Below are 19213 nucleotides of genomic sequence, written 5' to 3'. Positions count from 1 at the left end.
GTGGGGGTGTCGTTGCAGGTAGAGGCACGGACCTCGGGTGATCATGGGATTGCTGATGTCCTGATGGTCGCCTGGAGGGTCCGTGCCTCTATTGCCAGAATCGCTGATCGACCCCCTCTGGGTCGAGTTCGCTGCCCTGATCGAGGCAGAGCGGCGCCCGGAGTTCGACCCGGCCCATCCGTGGGGATGTCACCGCCGCCGTATCCCCGACCGCCTGGTGTTCGAGCACGTGCTCGCGGCGTTGGTGCACGGCAGCGGCTACGAACGCATTGCCACCCCCGGCTGCTCGGACCGCACGATCCGCCGCCGTCTCGCCCAGTGGGCCGCCGCCGGCGTCGGGGAGCAGGTCCTTCGGGCCGCGCTGGCCGGCTATGGCCAGATGATCGGTCTCGACCTCGACGATCTGTCTGCCGACGGAGCGATCACCAAGGCTCCCTGCGGTGGCGAGGTCGCCGGCTGTAACCCGGTCGACCGGGGCAAACAGGGCACCAAACGCTCCGTGGTCTGCGACGGTGCGGGGATCCCGCTGCACCTGATCAGCGCCCGCGCCAATGACCACGACTCGCCGTTGCTGAAACCGACCCTGATCGGGATCTACGACATGATCGGGCCGCTGCCCGAGCGACCGTGCCTGCACCTGGACCGGGGCTATGACTCAGGCAAGACCCGCGATCTGCTCGAACGACTCGGGTTCGACGCACAGATCGCCACCAAGGGCCGGCCCGCCCCGATCCAGGTCGGTATGCGGTGGCCGGTCGAGCGCACCCATTCCTGGATGAACGGCTACGGCAAGCTGCGCCGGTTCACCGATCGCCGGAAGATCATCGTCGAGTTCTACCTCGACCTCGCCGCCGCACTCACCGTGATCCGCAGACTGATCAACGCGGCCCGCAACCGCTACCGCTGGCCGGATAGGCCCACCACCCGCCGGCTGCGGTAACGATCAATTGCCGGGCGTTCTAAGCTTGGTTTTTAACCTGTGTGTTGTCGTCGCGCGGTGATGGTGCGGTCGCGTTTGACCGTTTTCCCGACGTCGTGGCTGGTCGGGGTGTGCCGGTTGCGGGAGCCGGGTGGGCGGCCGGGACCGGGTCGGCTGGGTTTCGGTGCACTGGCCGGGAGGACGGTCCGCGCGCGGATGTTCCGAAAGGCGCGGCGAACCCGGGCCGGGGTGAGCCGGGTGGGGGCGGCGGGTCGTTCCCAGGGGCGGCGTAGGTCGGCGGCCAGTGGTCGGGCCAGGCGGAGTTGGGTGTGGGAGGCGATGATCAGCCAGGTCCAGCGGTCGGCGGCTTCGGGGGTGCGCAGCTTCGGGGTTGTCCAGCCGAGGGTCTGCTTGAGCAGGCGGAATGTGTGCTCGAGATCGAATCTGCGGAGGAACGCCTGCCACCAGCGGTCCACGTCGGCGGCGCTCGCGTCGGTGGCGGAGCTCCATAGCCACACGGGCTTCGGGTCGCGGTCGCCGGGTAGGTGGTCGACCTGCAGCCGGAGCAGGGTGCCCTCGATGATCGGCAGTTCGCCGGCGTGGTCGATCCAGCACGTGCGCCGGGTCAGCCGGGGGTGGACCCGGTCCCAGCTGGTCGCGACGGCAGTGCCGTAGCGGGTGGTCTTGGTCGTCGTGGTGTGCACCGGTTCGATCCAGGTGGCGGGCCGGTTCAAGGCGATCTCCGGGCCGTGCTTGGGTGGGCGCCCGGTCGTGCCGGGCAGCCGTGGCGGCTTGGGCAGGCGCAGGACCCGGTCCGAGCGCAGTCGTCCGACCAGCTCGACGGGCAGATCGGCCAGTACGTAGGCGAGGCGGGTGATGTCGTATCCGGTGTCGGTGACGATCACGATGTCCGGGTCCCCGGGGCGCCAGTGCCCGGCGCTGGTCAGTCGCTCGATGACCGCGCGTAGCTGGGTGGCGGTCACCGCGGTGGCGTCGTCGGCCGGGCCGAGTCGAACCGCGTCCAGGACCGCCGTCCACGACGTCCGGCCCGTCTCCAGGGCGGCGACGAACGAGTATGGCCAGCCCGGGATCAGCTGCGCGTTGCCCTTTCCGCGTCCGTAGACATGGCAGAACAGCCGCTGATCGCTGGTCGTAGCGTCCGGGCGCAGCCACGGGCTGACATCCACGGCGAGCACGATCCGACCGTCGACGGCACGGGGCAACGGGAGACCGGCCAGCACCCGGCGCAGCCTCCGGGCGGAGATCCTGCCACAGGCCAACGCGTCGTACATCGCGCCGTGCCCGCGACGGTGCTCAGCCACCAAGGTCAGCTCCGGTAGCGAGCGAACCGGGCCGTCCGCGCACAACACGGCGTCGGTGAGCTCGAACAGCGCATCCGCTCGCGCAGTCAACGACGCGTAGAACTCCTGCCGAAACCCGGCAAGATCACCCCGCCCGACCGGAGTGTCACCGAGCACCACTGGCCCGGCAGAAGCCACACTGACCACCACGGCCACCGCTTTCGTCTTCGATGTTCTGTGGAAGGAACCCGAAGATGATCAAGCGGTGGCCGTACCCATGTCCCGCCGACACGCCGCCCGAACTACATCAACCTCCCAGCAGCAGCTCCGGAAGGTTAAAGATCAAGCTAAGAGGTCGCGCGGATTGGTCACAGCTTGGCCGCGGTCGAGTGTCTGGGGGCGAGGGCGGGTACGGGCCTGCCGATCATGAAGTTATCTACGCTTCGTGATCGTCTGGAGGCCGCGTGCCCACCCTGCCATCATGGCTGACCGAGCCGTTGTGGGACCAGTTCACCGCGCTGCTGCCTCATCGAGACGAGTTCGATCCCACCCATCCGCTGGGCTGCCATCGCCGCCGGATCGCGGATCGGATCGTGTTCGACAAGCTCCTGCAGGTACTGCGGTTCGGCTGCTCGTATGAGGGCATCGCTGACAGCACCTGCTCGGCGACCACCATCCGCGATCGTCGTGACGAGTGGATCAGGCTCGGGGTCTTCGCCCAGCTGCGTCGGATCGTCCTGGACGCCTACGACCGCATCGTCGGTCTGCTGCTGCACGACATCGCCGTCGATGGCGCCATCACCAAGGCCCCCGGCGGCGGCGAGGTCGCCGGTCCGTCGCCGGTGGACCGGCGCAAACAGGGTATGAAACGTTCGGTGCTCGTCGAGGGATACGGCATCCCGCTGGGCCGAGTCCTGGCCGGAGCCAACCGGCACGACTCCCCGCTACTGGGCCCCACCCTCGACCGCCTCGATGCTCTCGGCCCGCTGCCCGACGACATCACCGTGCACCTCGACGCCGGCTATGACTCCGGCAAGACCCGCGACACGCTGGCCGAACGAGGCCTGCACGGCGAGATCGCGCACAAGGGTGAGAAAGCGCCGATCCAGGCCACCCGCCGCTGGCACGTCGAGCGGACCAACGCTTGGCACAACAGCTTCAACCGGCTGCAGCGCTGCTACGAACGACGAGAAATCGTCGTCGACGCGTTCTTCGACCTCGCCGACACGATCGTCACACTCCGTAGCTTGATTCGGCAGGCCTGGACCACACACCGCTGGAACGCCCGACCTGCACGACGTCCATGATCACCAACCAATCCGCGCGACCTCTAAGACGTCGTTTCAGAAGTGGTGGGCCCGGTTCTGCCGGTGACGGCGGGGCTGGCAGCATCGGCTGATGGTCGCGCCTCGTGTGTCTGAGAAGACGAAGATTTTCGAGTTGGAGATCGTCCTGACCGAGGTGGTGCCGGCGGTCCGGCGTCGGGTGCAGGTGCCGGGCGAGGTCGACTTGGCGGTGTTACACGAGGTGGTGCAGTCAGTGATGGGCTGGACGAACTCTCATCTGCACGAGTTCGAGATCGTCGGGCGCCGCTACGGGATCCCAGACCCGGACTGGCCCGGACAGGATGTCGCCGACGAGACGAAAGAGAAGCTGTTTCGGCTGGTCAAGGCTGGTGACCGGTTCGGTTACGTCTACGACTTCGGTGACAACTGGGCCCACGAGATCACCGTCGAGGCGGTCGCGGCCGTCGAGCCGGGAGTGTGCTATCCGCGATGCGTCGCCGGGCAGGGGGCGTGCCCGCCCGAGGACGTCGGCGGGATCGGGGGGTATGAGGACTTCCAGGCCGTGCTCGCCGACCCTGACCATCCCGACCGCGCCGAGCGCCTGGAGTGGGCGGGCGGGCCGTTCGACCCGCACCGCTTCGACCCTGACGAGGCCGACCGGGCCTTGGAGTGGCTGGCCTGGCGGCCGCTGGCCCCGACCTCGTAGGCGAGTGCCTCAGCGAGGGCTGGGTCGACCATCACTTCGGCTTCGGCTTCGGCTTGGTGAGGCGGCGGTGGCAGATCAGGGCGCAGGCCAGCGATAACAGCGCGGTGATCGTGGATTCGGCGCGGTCGTAGCGCAGCGCGAGGCGGCGGAAGTCCAGCAGCCAGGACATGGTGCGCTCGACGACCCAGCGGACCCGCCCGAGCCGGGTGGAGTCCTCGATCCCGCGCCGGGCGATCCGCACCCCGATCCCACGCCCACTCAGGTAGCGGCGGCAGCGGGGATAGTCGTAGCCCTTGTCGGCGTGCACCTTGTCCGGCCGACGTCGCGGACGCCCCGGCTGTCCCGCCCGTTCGCGGACGCCGGGGTTGGTGTCCAGCAGCGGGGCGAGCATCCGACTGTCGTGGGTGTTCGCCCCGGTGACCAGCGCATGCAGCGGGAGCCCGCCTCGGTCGCAGAGCACGTGGTACTTGCTGCCCGCCTTCCCGCGATCGGTCGGCGAGGGCCCGGTGGCCTCGCCGCGGCGCTTGGCCCGCACGCTCACGCTGTCCACCGCCGCCCGCGACCAGTCCAGCAGGCCCTGCTGGGCGAGGCGGTCGAGCATCACCCGGTGCAGCTGGGCCCAGACCCCGGCCTGCTGCCACTGCCGTAGCCGCCGCCAGCAGGTCACTCCGGACCCACAGCCGAGCTCGGCGGGCAGCGCGTTCCAGCTGATCCCGGTCTTGAGCACGAACACGATCCCGGCCAGAGCGGCCCGATCCGGCACCCGCGGACGGCCTGTCCGTCCCCGCTTGTGCTTGCGCGGCTTGGGCAGCAGCGGCTCCACCAGCGCCCACAGCTCGTCGCTCACCAATCGCTCGACACAAGATCGCCGCGCCACGACCGGACATGATCAGCTACCAGCGCCGATCCACACAGGACCGACACGCCGACTTCTGAAACGACCTCTTAGAGGTCGTTTCAGAACGACTTGTCGAGTTTCCATTGACCCCTCGACGACAGATCAAACGGCAGGTCAGATAGCCGCTTGTCGTCTACAACAGACACGTCGACCTCGTTCTGAAATGACCTCTTAGAGGTCGCGCGGATTGGTTGGTGATCATGGACGTCGTGCAGGTCGGGCGTTCCAGCGGTGTGTGGTCCAGGCCTGCCGAATCAAGCTACGGAGTGTGACGATCGTGTCGGCGAGGTCGAAGAACGCGTCGACGACGATTTCTCGTCGTTCGTAGCAGCGCTGCAGCCGGTTGAAGCTGTTGTGCCAAGCGTTGGTCCGCTCGACGTGCCAGCGGCGGGTGGCCTGGATCGGCGCTTTCTCACCCTTGTGCGCGATCTCGCCGTGCAGGCCTCGTTCGGCCAGCGTGTCGCGGGTCTTGCCGGAGTCATAGCCGGCGTCGAGGTGCACGGTGATGTCGTCGGGCAGCGGGCCGAGAGCATCGAGGCGGTCGAGGGTGGGGCCCAGTAGCGGGGAGTCGTGCCGGTTGGCTCCGGCCAGGACTCGGCCCAGCGGGATGCCGTATCCCTCGACGAGCACCGAACGTTTCATACCCTGTTTGCGCCGGTCCACCGGCGACGGACCGGCGACCTCGCCGCCGCCGGGGGCCTTGGTGATGGCGCCATCGACGGCGATGTCGTGCAGCAGCAGACCGACGATGCGGTCGTAGGCGTCCAGGACGATCCGACGCAGCTGGGCGAAGACCCCGAGCCTGATCCACTCGTCACGACGATCGCGGATGGTGGTCGCCGAGCAGGTGCTGTCAGCGATGCCCTCATACGAGCAGCCGAACCGCAGTACCTGCAGGAGCTTGTCGAACACGATCCGATCCGCGATCCGGCGGCGATGGCAGCCCAGCGGATGGGTGGGATCGAACTCGTCTCGATGAGGCAGCAGCGCGGTGAACTGGTCCCACAACGGCTCGGTCAGCCATGATGGCAGGGTGGGCACGCGGCCTCCAGACGATCACGAAGCGTAGATAACTTCATGATCGGCAGGCCCGTACCCGCCCTCGCCCCCAGACACTCGACCGCGGCCAAGCTGTGACCAATCCGCGCGACCTCTTAGAGGTCATTTCAGAACGAGGTCGACGTGTCTGTTGTAGACGACAAGCGGCTATCTGACCTGCCGTTTGATCTGTCGTCGAGGGGTCAATGGAAACTCGACAAGTCGTTCTGAAACGACCTCTTAGAGGTCATTTCAGAACGAGGTCGACGTGTCTGTTGTAGACGACAAGCGGCTATCTGACCTGCCGTTTGATCTGTCGTCGAGGGGTCAATGGAAACTCGACAAGTCGTTCTGAAACGACCTCTTAGCTTGGTTTTTAACCTGTGTGTTGTCGTCGCGCGGTGATGGTGCGGTCGCGTTTGACCGTTTTCCCGACGTCGTGGCTGGTCGGGGTGTGCCGGTTGCGGGAGCCGGGTGGGCGGCCGGGACCGGGTCGGCTGGGTTTCGGTGCACTGGCCGGGAGGACGGTCCGCGCGCGGATGTTCCGAAAGGCGCGGCGAACCCGGGCCGGGGTGAGCCGGGTGGGGGCGGCGGGTCGTTCCCAGGGGCGGCGTAGGTCGGCGGCCAGTGGTCGGGCCAGGCGGAGTTGGGTGTGGGAGGCGATGATCAGCCAGGTCCAGCGGTCGGCGGCTTCGGGGGTGCGCAGCTTCGGGGTTGTCCAGCCGAGGGTCTGCTTGAGCAGGCGGAATGTGTGCTCGAGATCGAATCTGCGGAGGAACGCCTGCCACCAGCGGTCCACGTCGGCGGCGCTCGCGTCGGTGGCGGAGCTCCATAGCCACACGGGCTTCGGGTCGCGGTCGCCGGGTAGGTGGTCGACCTGCAGCCGGAGCAGGGTGCCCTCGATGATCGGCAGTTCGCCGGCGTGGTCGATCCAGCACGTGCGCCGGGTCAGCCGGGGGTGGACCCGGTCCCAGCTGGTCGCGACGGCAGTGCCGTAGCGGGTGGTCTTGGTCGTCGTGGTGTGCACCGGTTCGATCCAGGTGGCGGGCCGGTTCAAGGCGATCTCCGGGCCGTGCTTGGGTGGGCGCCCGGTCGTGCCGGGCAGCCGTGGCGGCTTGGGCAGGCGCAGGACCCGGTCCGAGCGCAGTCGTCCGACCAGCTCGACGGGCAGATCGGCCAGTACGTAGGCGAGGCGGGTGATGTCGTATCCGGTGTCGGTGACGATCACGATGTCCGGGTCCCCGGGGCGCCAGTGCCCGGCGCTGGTCAGTCGCTCGATGACCGCGCGTAGCTGGGTGGCGGTCACCGCGGTGGCGTCGTCGGCCGGGCCGAGTCGAACCGCGTCCAGGACCGCCGTCCACGACGTCCGGCCCGTCTCCAGGGCGGCGACGAACGAGTATGGCCAGCCCGGGATCAGCTGCGCGTTGCCCTTTCCGCGTCCGTAGACATGGCAGAACAGCCGCTGATCGCTGGTCGTAGCGTCCGGGCGCAGCCACGGGCTGACATCCACGGCGAGCACGATCCGACCGTCGACGGCACGGGGCAACGGGAGACCGGCCAGCACCCGGCGCAGCCTCCGGGCGGAGATCCTGCCACAGGCCAACGCGTCGTACATCGCGCCGTGCCCGCGACGGTGCTCAGCCACCAAGGTCAGCTCCGGTAGCGAGCGAACCGGGCCGTCCGCGCACAACACGGCGTCGGTGAGCTCGAACAGCGCATCCGCTCGCGCAGTCAACGACGCGTAGAACTCCTGCCGAAACCCGGCAAGATCACCCCGCCCGACCGGAGTGTCACCGAGCACCACTGGCCCGGCAGAAGCCACACTGACCACCACGGCCACCGCTTTCGTCTTCGATGTTCTGTGGAAGGAACCCGAAGATGATCAAGCGGTGGCCGTACCCATGTCCCGCCGACACGCCGCCCGAACTACATCAACCTCCCAGCAGCAGCTCCGGAAGGTTAAAGATCAAGCTTAGAGGTCGTTTCAGAAGTCGGCGTGTCGGTCCTGTGTGGATCGGCGCTGGTAGCTGATCATGTCCGGTCGTGGCGCGGCGATCTTGTGTCGAGCGATTGGTGAGCGACGAGCTGTGGGCGCTGGTGGAGCCGCTGCTGCCCAAGCCGCGCAAGCACAAGCGGGGACGGACAGGCCGTCCGCGGGTGCCGGATCGGGCCGCTCTGGCCGGGATCGTGTTCGTGCTCAAGACCGGGATCAGCTGGAACGCGCTGCCCGCCGAGCTCGGCTGTGGGTCCGGAGTGACCTGCTGGCGGCGGCTACGGCAGTGGCAGCAGGCCGGGGTCTGGGCCCAGCTGCACCGGGTGATGCTCGACCGCCTCGCCCAGCAGGGCCTGCTGGACTGGTCGCGGGCGGCGGTGGACAGCGTGAGCGTGCGGGCCAAGCGCCGCGGCGAGGCCACCGGGCCCTCGCCGACCGATCGCGGGAAGGCGGGCAGCAAGTACCACGTGCTCTGCGACCGAGGCGGGCTCCCGCTGCATGCGCTGGTCACCGGGGCGAACACCCACGACAGTCGGATGCTCGCCCCGCTGCTGGACACCAACCCCGGCGTCCGCGAACGGGCGGGACAGCCGGGGCGTCCGCGACGTCGGCCGGACAAGGTGCACGCCGACAAGGGCTACGACTATCCCCGCTGCCGCCGCTACCTGAGTGGGCGTGGGATCGGGGTGCGGATCGCCCGGCGCGGGATCGAGGACTCCACCCGGCTCGGGCGGGTCCGCTGGGTCGTCGAGCGCACCATGTCCTGGCTGCTGGACTTCCGCCGCCTCGCGCTGCGCTACGACCGCGCCGAATCCACGATCACCGCGCTGTTATCGCTGGCCTGCGCCCTGATCTGCCACCGCCGCCTCACCAAGCCGAAGCCGAAGTGATGGTCGACCCAGCCCTCGCTGAGGCACTCGCCTACGAGGTCGGGGCCAGCGGCCGCCAGGCCAGCCACTCCAAGGCCCGGTCGGCCTCGTCAGGGTCGAAGCGGTGCGGGTCGAACGGCCCGCCCGCCCACTCCAGGCGCTCGGCGCGGTCGGGATGGTCAGGGTCGGCGAGCACGGCCTGGAAGTCCTCATACCCCCCGATCCCGCCGACGTCCTCGGGCGGGCACGCCCCCTGCCCGGCGACGCATCGCGGATAGCACACTCCCGGCTCGACGGCCGCGACCGCCTCGACGGTGATCTCGTGGGCCCAGTTGTCACCGAAGTCGTAGACGTAACCGAACCGGTCACCAGCCTTGACCAGCCGAAACAGCTTCTCTTTCGTCTCGTCGGCGACATCCTGTCCGGGCCAGTCCGGGTCTGGGATCCCGTAGCGGCGCCCGACGATCTCGAACTCGTGCAGATGAGAGTTCGTCCAGCCCATCACTGACTGCACCACCTCGTGCAACACCGCCAAGTCGACCTCGCCCGGCACCTGCACCCGACGCCGGACCGCCGGCACCACCTCGGTCAGGACGATCTCCAACTCGAAAATCTTCGTCTTCTCAGACACACGAGGCGCGACCATCAGCCGATGCTGCCAGCCCCGCCGTCACCGGCAGAACCGGGCCCACCACTTCTGAAACGACGTCTAAGAGGTCGTTTCAGAACGACTTGTCGAGTTTCCATTGACCCCTCGACGACAGATCAAACGGCAGGTCAGATAGCCGCTTGTCGTCTACAACAGACACGTCGACCTCGTTCTGAAATGACCTCTAAGTAGGGTCCACGTACATCGAATCGGACATAACGGGTCGACGAGCGGGGTCGCCGGTCCGGTCCGGGCCGCGACGGTACCCCCGACCGGCACCGTCGCCCGGGGTGGCACGCTGGCGGCGTGCCCGCGATCGACGTGATCGACGAGACCTTCCTGGCCGTGCCCCGTGAGCGGGTCGCGGCGGAGTTCGCCGACCCCTCCCGGTGGCCGTCGTACTGGCCGGACCTGCGGCCCGAGGTGGCGCACGACCGTGGCCCGGCCGGGCCGCGGTGGACCGTGACCGGCGCGCTGGTGGGGACCATGGAGATCTGGTGCGAGCCGGAGGGCGACGGCACCGTCCTGCACTTCTTCCTGCGCGCGGACCCGGACGGTGCGCCGTCCGGCGGGCGGCTGCGCCGCCGCCGGTGGCTGCGCGCCGAGTCCGACCGGCGGCACCGCGCGTTCAAGGCGCACGCCTTCGCGCTCAAGCGCCGGCTGGAGGACGGACGCCCGGCCGGCGTCGCGCCGTCGGCGTACCGGCCGGACGGGACGGCCTGAGCGTGCGGCTGCACGTCGTCACCGACGTCCACGGCGCCACCACGCCGCTCGCCCGCGCCGCCGAGGGCGCCGACGGCGTGCTCGTGCTCGGCGACCTGCTGGAGTTCATCGACTACCGCGACCCGTCGAACGGGATCATCTCCCGGCTGCTCGGGCCGGAGGTGGCCGCGGAGTTCGGCCGGATGCGCCGGGTCGGGGCGCCCCGCGCCCGGATGCTGGGTCTGCTGGAACGCTCCTGGGCCCGGTTCGACGACCCGGCCGCCGCCGTCGCCGAGGCGGTCGCCGAGCAGTACGCCGAGGTGTTCGGCGTGCTCGGCGGGCTCGGGGTGCCGGTGTGGGCGATCCCCGGCAACGTCGACGTGCCCGAGGCCTGGCCCGACACCGACGGCGTGACCCGCGCCGACGGGCGGGTGGTCGAGATCGGCGGGCTCCGGTTCGGCTTCCTGGGCGGGGTACCGCTGCCGCCCGGGGTCGACCCCCGCCGGTCCGGCCCCTGGCAGCCGCACTTCCTCACCCACGGGACCTGGACCGCGCGGCTGACGGCGCTCGGCCCGGCCGACGTGCTGTGCACCCACGTCCCGCCCGCCCACCCCGGTCTGACCTACGACATCGTCACCCGTCGCGCCGAGATCGCCAGCGCCCCGCTGGCCGCGCGGATCCGGGCCGAGCAGCCCTCGCACGCCCTGTTCGGGCACGTGCACCAGCCGCTGCACCGCCGCGCACGGCTCGGCCGCACCGAGTGCGTCAACGCCGGACACTTCCGTGCGCACGGCACGCCCTACGTGCTCCACCTCTGACCACCGGATAGCCTCCCGCCATGGCCGACGCGACCTCGTCCTCGATCCACATCGACGCCCCGCCCGAGCAGGTCATGGCGGTGGTCGCGGACTTCGCGTCGTACCCCGGCTGGACCGACCAGATCACCAGCGTCGAGATCCTCGACCCCGGCACCGGTGGCCGCGCGCGCCGGGTCCGCTTCGCGATGGACGCCGGGGCGATCAAGGACACCTACACCCTCGACTACGACTGGGCCGCCGACGACCGCTCGGTGTCCTGGACCCTGGTCAAGGGCGGGATCCAGCGTGCTCAGGACGGGGCCTACCGGCTGGTGGGCGACGCCGGCGGCACCACCGTCACCTACGAGCTCAGCGTCGAGGTCAACTTCCCGATGATCGGGATGCTCCGTCGCAAGGCGGAGAAAGTGATCATCGATGCCGCGCTGAAGGGTCTCAAGCGCCGCGTCGAGAAGGGCTGAGCCGGTCGGCGGCGACCCGGACCCGATCGTTAGGCTCCGCCCTGTGCGCGTCGTGCTCTTCACCGGCAAGGGCGGGGTCGGCAAGACGACCCTGGCCGCCGCGACGGCCGCGCACGTCGCCGGAACCGGGCGGTCCGCGCTGGTCGTGTCCACCGACCCGGCGCACTCCCTCGGTGACGCGCTGGACACCGAGCTGGGCGCCGAGCCCACCGAGGTCACCGAGAACCTGTGGGGCGCCCACATCGAGGCCCGCCACCTGCTCGAGGGGGCCTGGGGCGACCTGCAGGGGCACCTGCGCACGATGCTCGCCGGCGCCGGGGTGGACGAGCTCGTCGCCGACGAGCTGACCGTGCTGCCCGGCGTCGAGGACCTCCTCGCGCTGGTCGAGGTGCAGCGCTACGCCGACTCCGGCCGCTTCGACGTCGTCGTCGTCGACTGCGGGCCGACCGCGGAGACGCTGCGGCTGCTCACCCTGCCCGAGGCGCTGTCGGGCTACCTGGAGCGGCTGTTCCCCGCGCACCGGCGTGCCGTGCGCGGCCTGGTCGCCGGACTCGCCGGCGCGAAGGCCGACGGCGCGGGCTGGGAACGCACCGTCGACGCGCTCGGCGTCCTGGCCGAGCAGCTGCGCGGCCTGCGCGGCCTGCTCGCCGACCGCTCCCGCACCTCGATCCGGCTGGTGCTGACCCCGGAGCGGGTCGTCGCGGCCGAGACCCGCCGGACCCTGACCGCGCTCGCCCTGCACGAGCTGCGGGTCGACGGGCTGCTGGCCAACCGGGTGATGCCCGGTCCGCCGCCGTCGCTGCGCGGTCCCGCCGCGCGCTGGCTGCGCGAGCGGGCGACCGAGCAGCAGTCCGTGCTGGCCGAGCTGGGCGAGCTCGGCGCGGACGTCCCGGTGACCGCGGTCCGCTACACCGCGGCCGAGCCGACCGGTGTGGGCCCCCTGCGCGAGCTGGCGCTGTCGGTCTACGGCGACGACGACCCCGCCGGCACGGCCGACGACGCGCCGCCGCGACCGCTGATGGAGCTGCGCCGCACGGCGGGCCACGGCGTCTCCGCCGACACCGCCTTCGAGCTCGACGTGGCGTTGCCCGGCGCCCAGGACGCCCCGCTGGACCTCGCCCGGGTCGGTGACGACATGGTCGTCGGCATCGGGTTCTCCCGGCGCGTGGTGTCGCTGCCGTCGGTGCTGCGCCGGTGCGAGGCCACCGGAGCCCGGCTGGAGGGGCGCGGCGCCGACGCCCGCCTGGTGATCTCCTTCGTGCCCGACCCGGGCACCTGGATGACCTCGTGAGCGGCCGTGACACGCGGGGCGGCACCCACTGCGGCACCCACTGCGGCAGCCACGGGGGCATCCCGGAGGACCTGCGGGTCACCGCGGTGGCGCTGCTCGACCGGCTGCGTGCGGCCACCGAGACCATGTCGGACTCCCTGCAGGCAGCCGGGAGCGACCCCGGCCCCGGTGACGCGGGCTCCTGCACCGCCTGCCCGGTGTGCGCGCTGATCGCCGTCGTGCGGGGAGAGCGGTCGGAGCTGGTCACCCGGCTCGCCGACCACGCCACCGGGCTGCTCGCCGTGCTCGTCGCGGTGCTGGAGGAGGCCGCCCCGCCCGCCCGCCAGGAGCCCCGCCGCCCGCACGGCGGCGGTCGCTCCGTGCAGCGGATCGTGGTGCACCGGACGTGAGCCCGCGGATGTCCGACGTCCGCACCATCGGGGTGGACGTCGGGGGCACCAGCGTGCGCGCGGGCGTCGTCGACGCCGAGGGGGAGATCCTCGACACCGCCTCCGCGCCGACCCCGCGCACCGACGACGCGCTGGAGGCGGCCATCGCCGGCGCCGTCGACGAGCTGCGACGCCGGCACCCCGTCGCCGCGGTCGGGCTCGCGCTCGCCGGGTTCGTCGACGCCCCGCGCGGCCTGGTCCGCTACGCCCCGCACCTGTCCTGGCGCGACGCGCCGGTCGCCGCGCGGATCGGTGCCCGGCTCGGCGGGATCCCGGTCGTCGTGGAGCACGACGCGAACTCCGCCGCGCTCGCCGAGCGCCGCTACGGTGCCGCGGCCGGGGCCTCGGTGGCGCTGGTGATCGCGCTGGGCACCGGCATCGGCGGCGCCCTGCTCGTCGACGGCCTGCTCTACCGGGGCGCACACGGTGTCGCACCCGAGCTGGGGCACCTGCGGGTGGTGCCGGACGGGCGGGCCTGCCCGTGCGGCAAGCGCGGCTGCTGGGAGCGCTACTGCAGCGGGACCGCACTCGGCGCCACCGCCCTGGAGATGCTCTCGGGCGGTGACGTGCCCGGGCCGTCCGGGCTGGCCCGGGAGGCCGCCCGCGACCCGGGACGGGTCACCGGCAAGCGGGTCGCCGCCGCCGCCCGCGAGGGCGACCCGGTCGCCCGGGCCGCCGTCGACGAGATGGGACGCTGGCTGGGGGAGGGGCTCTCACTGGTCGCGGACGTGTTCGACCCGGACCTCGTGGTCATCGCGGGCGGGGTGTCGGCGTCGGCGCCGCTGTTCCTCGACGCCGCCCGCGAGCACTACGCCCGCATCCTCACCGGGGCGGGCAACCGGCCGCTGGCCCGGATCCGGACCGCGCAGCTCGGCGCGGCCGCCGCCGTCGTGGGCGCGGCGACGCTGGCCCGGGAGAGTCTGCGGACCGACGACGGCCGCTGAGCGCTACAGCCGCGAGCCGTCGTCCCAGGGGTCGGGCCCCTCGTCGGTGTCGGAGCTCCACAGCCGCAGCAGCAGCCAGCCCAGCCCGGACGCGATGAGCACCAGCCCCAGCGGCAGCGGCCAGGTCCCGCCGACGCCGACCAGCCCCGGCGCGATGCACAGCAGCAGGCCCACCGCGATCAGCCCGCCACCCACGACGGCCGGCGGCCCCGGCCGGGGCAGCGGCGGTGGCTCCGGCGGGTGGTAGTGGTCGTCCGGGTCGGCGCCGGTGCCCGGCTGCGGGGCAGCGGGACCCGGCCGGTGCACGGGGCGGTCCGCGGCGGCGCCCGCCGCGCCCGCGGCGTCCCCGGGGTCGGCCCGGTCCGTGCGCTCGACGTGCTCGGCGGGCCAGTCCGGGACCGACCCCTCGTCACGCCAGGCGGCGACGATCGCGTCGAAGTCGTCGTCGGGACGGTCCTCGCCCCCACGCGCGGGGTCTGCGGAGCTCATACCGGTCCGTCCCTCCCCGCTCGCGGCGGGTCCATCCTGTCACGGCCCGTGGTCCGCCCGACACCGCCCACGGCGCGGTGCGGGACCCGCCCCGGGTGCGGTGACCACCGCCCCGTTGTGAGGAGGTGTCGACGCTCCGTAGGCTGTCGCCGAAGTCGGTAGGGAGGCAGCGCAGGGTGCTGTACTGGTGGTCCAAGTTCGTGCTGCTCGGCCCGTTGATGAGGCTGTTCTGCCGGCCGGAGGTGCGCGGTGCGGAGAACGTTCCCGCCACCGCCGGCGCCATCCTCGCCAGCAACCACCTCGCGGTGGCCGACTCCTTCTTCCTCCCGCTGATGCTGCCGCGTCGGGTGACCTTCCTCGCCAAGCGCGAGTACTTCACCGAGCCCGGGATCCGCGGCTGGTTCAAGAAGCAGTTCTTCACCGGTGTCGGACAGGTCCCGGTGGACCGCTCCGGCGGGTCCGCGGCGCGCGCCGCGATGGACACCGCGGTCCGGCTGCTGAACGAGGGCAAGCTGCTGGGGATCTACCCGGAGGGCACCCGCTCGCCCGACGGGCGGCTCTACAAGGGCAAGACCGGCGTCGCCCGGATGGCCCTGGAGGCCGGCGTGCCGGTGATCCCGGTCGCGATGGTGGGGACCGACAGGGTCAACCCGATCGGCTCGAAGATGTGGCGCCCGCGCAAGGTGCGGATCGTGATCGGCGAGCCGCTGGACTTCTCCCGCTACGAGGGCATGGCCGGTGACCGGTTCATCGAGCGCTCGATGACCGACGAGATCATGTACTCGCTGATGGAGCTGTCCGGCCAGACCTACGTCGACCTCTACGCGGCCTCGGTCAAGGAGAAGGCCGCCGCCGGTGCACCCCCGCCCGCACCGTCGCAGCAGGGGCGGGCGCGACCGGACGCGAACGTGCCCGACTCCCGCGCGAGCTAGTAGTTGGACGCTGCTCTCATCGCCGAGAGTGGTCGAACCGTTCCGGCAGGTGATCGACCTGTTCTAGGATCGGGGTTCGACGACTCGTGGGGGATACGTGCCGGACGAGCAGGCGGCGGACGTCGTGGAGTTCTGGCGTTCGGTGGAGTTGTTCGCCCTCCAGAAGGCCCCGAAACCGGCAAGGGTCGGGAGGGCAGAGCCGCCGACGACCTTCGACATCGCGGGATCCGGACCCCTGCCCTGGCAGAACGGCCACGACGCAGCGCGGCGTGATCCCGGCCCAGGCCGGGAGTGGCGCTACGTCGTCCATGCGGGGCTGTGCGTCGAGCGCGAGATCGGTCGAGTTCTGGGCGGCGACCGGCCGGGCGCGGAGAATCGATCGGACGGACAGGGCGCCTTGTTCGCTTTCGCGATCGGCGCCGACGGGTTCCTCGTCGAGAACTCGGCCGTGCTGTCGTCGTGCGCGTGGGCCGTCGGACGGCTACGGGTACCGGGACCACGCGCGAAGAAGTGGCTCGAGGGCTTCGAGCACGAGGACGGCGCCTTCGCGACCGCCCTCAACAGGTTGACCGGCGCGCCCTCCGACACCCCGAAGGCGGCAGACCCGCCCGCCGCCCGGGTGGCGCGTGCAGCTGGGCGGCATGTCGGCGGTGCGGCGACCGACGCGTTCAACGAAGGGGCGAAGGTCGTCGGCGGGATCGTCACGGGAGCCGCATCCGTGGCGGTCACCGGGGTGGCCGGACCGTTGGTCGGTGGTTATGCGGGCGCGGTTGCCGGCACGTTCGCCGAGAAGCTCCTGACGATGCGAACGGCCGGCTCGGGCGGGCAACCCCCTGACACGGGGGCTCCGTCGAACACCGCACCCAGGCCCCCGGCCACGACGATGACCGCTACCTATCTGACGACGTTCGTGGCAGAGCTCGCGCGGGCTCTGCACGTCGACGACAGCCTGAAACCCTCCGGGGTGCGCGTGGCGATCCATTCGGTACCGGTGCGCCGCAGGCCCGACGACGATGTCGCACCGATGTTGAACAGCTTCATCCGAACCGACCTCTCCCGGGTCGCGGTGGCACTGCGGCGCGGTGATGCCGGAGAGGCGCTTCGCCGGTACCTCATTCCGGACGGCGGCATCGAGGCCGACAGGCGTATCGACACTGCAAGCGATGGTGCTGCGGTGCTCGAAGCGGTCGAACCGTCGAGGCGCCCACCCGGGCGCTGGCCGGTGGGCCGGCAGAACCCGTTGACGGTCGGCCAGCAACTCGCGGTCAATCGGATCGCGGACGAGCTGTCCGACGACGCGGGGCTGACGACCGTCAACGGACCACCCGGAACGGGCAAGACCACGCTGCTCCGTGACGTCGCTGCCGCGGTCCTGGTCCGTCGTGCCGAGGTCATCGCCGCTCTGCCCTCACCGGAGGCGGCGTTCACCGGTGAGGTCTCCTACGTCGAGAACGGTCGACGGATCCCGGTGCCGACGCTGAATCCGGACCTGAGCGGCGACGAGATCGTGGTGGCCACGAACTCGAACGCTGCGGCGGAGAACGTCACCCACGAGCTTCCGGTCGCACCGGATGACGAGATCGACCGGCTCCGGGCCATCGGTCACTTTCCGGAACTCGCTTCTCGGCTCCTGGACCGCCCCGCCTGGGCCCTCGTAGCGGCGGCCCTGGGCAATCGAGGGAACCGCCACCGCTTCAGCGATCTCGTGTGGTGGTCGGACGAGACCGACGCGGTACCGGGTCTGCTCGCCCGACTCCGCGCTGCAGCCGATGACCCGGCGGTGCACGTGGCGGAGTGGAGGGCTGCCGTCGAGGAGTTCCGGGAGCTGCGTGCCCGTGTCGAGCGGCTCAGCGCGGCGCGTCAGCTAGCAGCCGACGCGCTCCGTCGCGACGCTGCCTATCCGGCGCGACGGGTTGGGCTGGTCGAAGATGAGGTGCAAGCGCAGGTGGCCTCCTCCGCCGCCGACCGGAGGCAGCAGGAGGCCACCTGGGAGAAGAACGATGTCGACCTCCGTCATGCCCGGCTGGAGGCCGAAATCGCATCCCATCTGGCCTGCAGCCCCGGCTGGTGGGATCGGCTGCGGACATTCGGAGCCGATCATCGCGCGTGGCGTCGGACCAATGCTGAACTCCTCGCTCGGCGCGTCGAGGTACTGGAGCTGGTGAAGGGGGCTGGGCGGCACCACGAACAGGCGAGCACCGCCGCCGACCGTGCCCGCGCGGAGCTGGACACCGCCCGCCAGGCCGTGGCGGCCGCAGACCGGGAGGCGGCGCAGGACGCCGCTGCCGTCGTCGAGGCCCGAGGGCGTTGGCCGCAGAACGTGCCCGCGGGACGTCCCGACGATGAGGAGTTCCAGCGTGGCGCCCCCTGGGCAGATGTCGAGATCGAGAACGCCCGCGCCGAGCTGTGCGAGTCGGCCCTGCGGTTGCACCATGCGTTCGTCCTCGCGTCGGCCCGTCGCATCCGCCCCTCGCTCATCGCAGCCAACAAGATGATGGGGGGCAACCTGTCGCCTGACCGGCCGGTCGCGCGTGCTGCCTGGCAGTCGTTCTTCCTCGTCGTGCCGGTGGTGTCGACGACCTTCGCCTCGTTACCACGCCTTTTCGCCCACCTCGGCCGGGAGGACCTCGGCTGGCTGCTGGTGGACGAAGCGGGTCAGGCCACGGCACAGTCCGTCGTCGGGGGGCTGTGGCGAGCGAGGCGGGCGGTGCTGGTCGGTGACCCGAAGCAGCTCGAACCGATCGTTCCCCTCCCCGAGCCTGCTCAGATCGCAATCGCGGACCGGCACGGGGTCGACCATCAGTGGCTCCCCGAGCGGCGGTCGGCGCAGCTCGCGGCCGACCGCCTCACCCGCTTCGGGACCACCGTGGCCGCCTCCGACGAGGAGAAGATCTGGGTGGGAGCTCCACTGCGGGTGCACCGGCGGAGCGACCGTCCCATGTTCGACATCGCCAACGCCGTCGCCTACCCCTCCTCGCCGATGATCTTCGCGACCCGGGAACGAGAGCCGCGGCCGTGGCGACCGAGCCAGTGGATCGATGTCTGCGGCCCGGTCACCGATAATGTCGTCCGTCCGGAGCTGGATCGGTTGTCCACTCTCGTCGACGAGATGCTCGACGCCGGATGCAGCCCTGCGGAGATGCTCGTCATCGCGCCGTTCCGCGCTGTGGTCGCCGGGGCGCGGCGGCGGCTGGCGGGACGCGTGGAGGATGTCGAGAGCCAGGTGGGGACGGTGCACACCGTCCAGGGCAAAGAAGCGCCGGTCGTCATCCTCGTGCTGGGCGGATCTGCCGGCGCGCGGGCGTGGGCGGCCGGGAGACCGAACCTGTTGAACGTCGCGGTGTCCCGGGCGCAGGAGCGGTTCTACGTGATCGGTGATCGTGAGGACTGGAGCAGACGGCGGTTCTTCCGCTCGGCCGCCGAACGACTGCCGACATCTGTCGACGAGTGAGCGACCGTTCACCGTCGGGGACCGGCCGCCGAGATGGCACG

The 19213-nt window shown here is 71.0% G+C and carries 18 protein-coding genes; 12 read left to right on the top strand and 6 right to left on the bottom strand.

Annotated features, from left to right (window positions below):
• Window positions 1-82: 82 nt before the first annotated feature.
• Entirely contained in the window at window positions 83-940 is an 858-nt protein-coding gene (locus tag KPF47_RS22300; protein ID WP_224390797.1) for an IS5 family transposase, read from the top strand.
• Window positions 941-972: 32 nt separating this feature from the next.
• On the opposite strand, the gene KPF47_RS22295 is transcribed toward KPF47_RS22300, so the two are convergent.
• Complete coding sequence (locus KPF47_RS22295; RefSeq protein ID WP_224386384.1) at window positions 973-2397, bottom strand: NF041680 family putative transposase; 1425 nt, start codon at window positions 2395-2397, stop codon at window positions 973-975.
• Between the two features lie 287 nt (window positions 2398-2684).
• Between KPF47_RS22295 and KPF47_RS22290 the strand changes: the two genes are divergently transcribed.
• Both KPF47_RS22290 and KPF47_RS22285 read left to right on the top strand, forming a co-directional pair.
• Window positions 2685-3527 carry an IS5 family transposase gene (locus KPF47_RS22290; RefSeq protein WP_224386276.1) on the top strand — a complete coding sequence of 281 codons (843 nt, stop codon included), beginning with the start codon at window positions 2685-2687 and terminating at the stop codon, window positions 3525-3527.
• Between the two features lie 91 nt (window positions 3528-3618).
• A complete protein-coding gene (locus tag KPF47_RS22285) occupies window positions 3619-4212 on the top strand; it encodes a plasmid pRiA4b ORF-3 family protein (RefSeq protein WP_224386178.1) in 594 nt (197 codons plus the stop codon).
• A gap of 31 nt (window positions 4213-4243) precedes the next feature.
• Here KPF47_RS22285 and KPF47_RS22280 read toward each other — a convergent pair whose 3' ends face one another.
• The 3 genes from KPF47_RS22280 to KPF47_RS22270 all read right to left on the bottom strand — a co-directional run bounded on the left by KPF47_RS22280 (window position 4244) and on the right by KPF47_RS22270 (window position 7949).
• Window positions 4244-5089, bottom strand: a complete 846-nt coding sequence (locus KPF47_RS22280) for an IS5 family transposase (protein ID WP_224386179.1) — start codon at window positions 5087-5089, stop codon at window positions 4244-4246.
• Window positions 5090-5308: 219 nt separating this feature from the next.
• Complete coding sequence (locus KPF47_RS22275) at window positions 5309-6151, bottom strand: IS5 family transposase (protein WP_224386276.1); 843 nt, start codon at window positions 6149-6151, stop codon at window positions 5309-5311.
• A 373-nt stretch (window positions 6152-6524) separates the two neighbouring features.
• The gene (locus KPF47_RS22270; RefSeq protein ID WP_224386384.1) at window positions 6525-7949 is read right to left on the bottom strand and encodes an NF041680 family putative transposase; all 1425 of its coding nucleotides are present in this window, start codon (window positions 7947-7949) and stop codon (window positions 6525-6527) included.
• Window positions 7950-8191: 242 nt separating this feature from the next.
• Between KPF47_RS22270 and KPF47_RS22265 the strand changes: the two genes are divergently transcribed.
• Entirely contained in the window at window positions 8192-9031 is an 840-nt protein-coding gene (locus KPF47_RS22265; protein WP_224386569.1) for an IS5 family transposase, read from the top strand.
• A 31-nt stretch (window positions 9032-9062) separates the two neighbouring features.
• On the opposite strand, the gene KPF47_RS22260 is transcribed toward KPF47_RS22265, so the two are convergent.
• Window positions 9063-9656: a plasmid pRiA4b ORF-3 family protein gene (locus KPF47_RS22260; RefSeq protein WP_224386178.1), complete on the bottom strand. Its 594-nt coding sequence runs from the start codon at window positions 9654-9656 to the stop codon at window positions 9063-9065.
• Between the two features lie 309 nt (window positions 9657-9965).
• On the opposite strand from KPF47_RS22260, the gene KPF47_RS22255 reads away from it, so the two are divergent.
• The 6 genes from KPF47_RS22255 to KPF47_RS22230 are packed head-to-tail and all read left to right on the top strand — an operon-like array spanning window position 9966 to window position 14300.
• Entirely contained in the window at window positions 9966-10382 is a 417-nt protein-coding gene (locus tag KPF47_RS22255) for a polyketide cyclase / dehydrase and lipid transport (protein ID WP_224390796.1), read from the top strand.
• Between the two features lie 2 nt (window positions 10383-10384).
• Window positions 10385-11179: a metallophosphoesterase gene (locus tag KPF47_RS22250; RefSeq protein ID WP_224390795.1), complete on the top strand. Its 795-nt coding sequence runs from the start codon at window positions 10385-10387 to the stop codon at window positions 11177-11179.
• A gap of 20 nt (window positions 11180-11199) precedes the next feature.
• Window positions 11200-11637 (top strand): SRPBCC family protein, encoded by a 438-nt coding sequence (locus tag KPF47_RS22245; protein WP_224390794.1) that lies wholly within the window; start codon window positions 11200-11202, stop codon window positions 11635-11637.
• Window positions 11638-11680: 43 nt separating this feature from the next.
• Window positions 11681-12928: an ArsA family ATPase gene (locus KPF47_RS22240; RefSeq protein ID WP_224390793.1), complete on the top strand. Its 1248-nt coding sequence runs from the start codon at window positions 11681-11683 to the stop codon at window positions 12926-12928.
• Complete coding sequence (locus tag KPF47_RS22235) at window positions 12925-13317, top strand: hypothetical protein (protein WP_224390792.1); 393 nt, start codon at window positions 12925-12927, stop codon at window positions 13315-13317. Before KPF47_RS22240 ends, KPF47_RS22235 begins: the two co-directional genes overlap by 4 nt.
• Window positions 13318-13325: 8 nt before the next feature.
• A complete protein-coding gene (locus tag KPF47_RS22230; protein ID WP_224390920.1) occupies window positions 13326-14300 on the top strand; it encodes an ROK family protein in 975 nt (324 codons plus the stop codon).
• A gap of 3 nt (window positions 14301-14303) precedes the next feature.
• Here the strand turns inward: KPF47_RS22230 and KPF47_RS22225 are convergent, their stop codons facing one another.
• Window positions 14304-14789: a hypothetical protein gene (locus KPF47_RS22225; protein WP_224390791.1), complete on the bottom strand. Its 486-nt coding sequence runs from the start codon at window positions 14787-14789 to the stop codon at window positions 14304-14306.
• 176 nt (window positions 14790-14965) lie between these two features.
• On the opposite strand from KPF47_RS22225, the gene KPF47_RS22220 reads away from it, so the two are divergent.
• Complete coding sequence (locus KPF47_RS22220; RefSeq protein ID WP_224390790.1) at window positions 14966-15721, top strand: 1-acyl-sn-glycerol-3-phosphate acyltransferase; 756 nt, start codon at window positions 14966-14968, stop codon at window positions 15719-15721.
• A 97-nt stretch (window positions 15722-15818) separates the two neighbouring features.
• On the top strand, window positions 15819-19172 hold the full coding sequence (locus tag KPF47_RS22215; protein ID WP_224390789.1) for a DEAD/DEAH box helicase: 3354 nt from the start codon (window positions 15819-15821) through the stop codon (window positions 19170-19172).
• Window positions 19173-19213 lie beyond the last annotated feature (41 nt).

This window comes from Pseudonocardia sp. ICBG1293 (genome assembly GCF_020131355.1).
Lineage (GTDB): Bacteria > Actinomycetota > Actinomycetes > Mycobacteriales > Pseudonocardiaceae > Pseudonocardia.
Note: the sequence above shows the minus strand (reverse complement) of the source record. Positions and strands in the feature narration are given on the sequence as shown.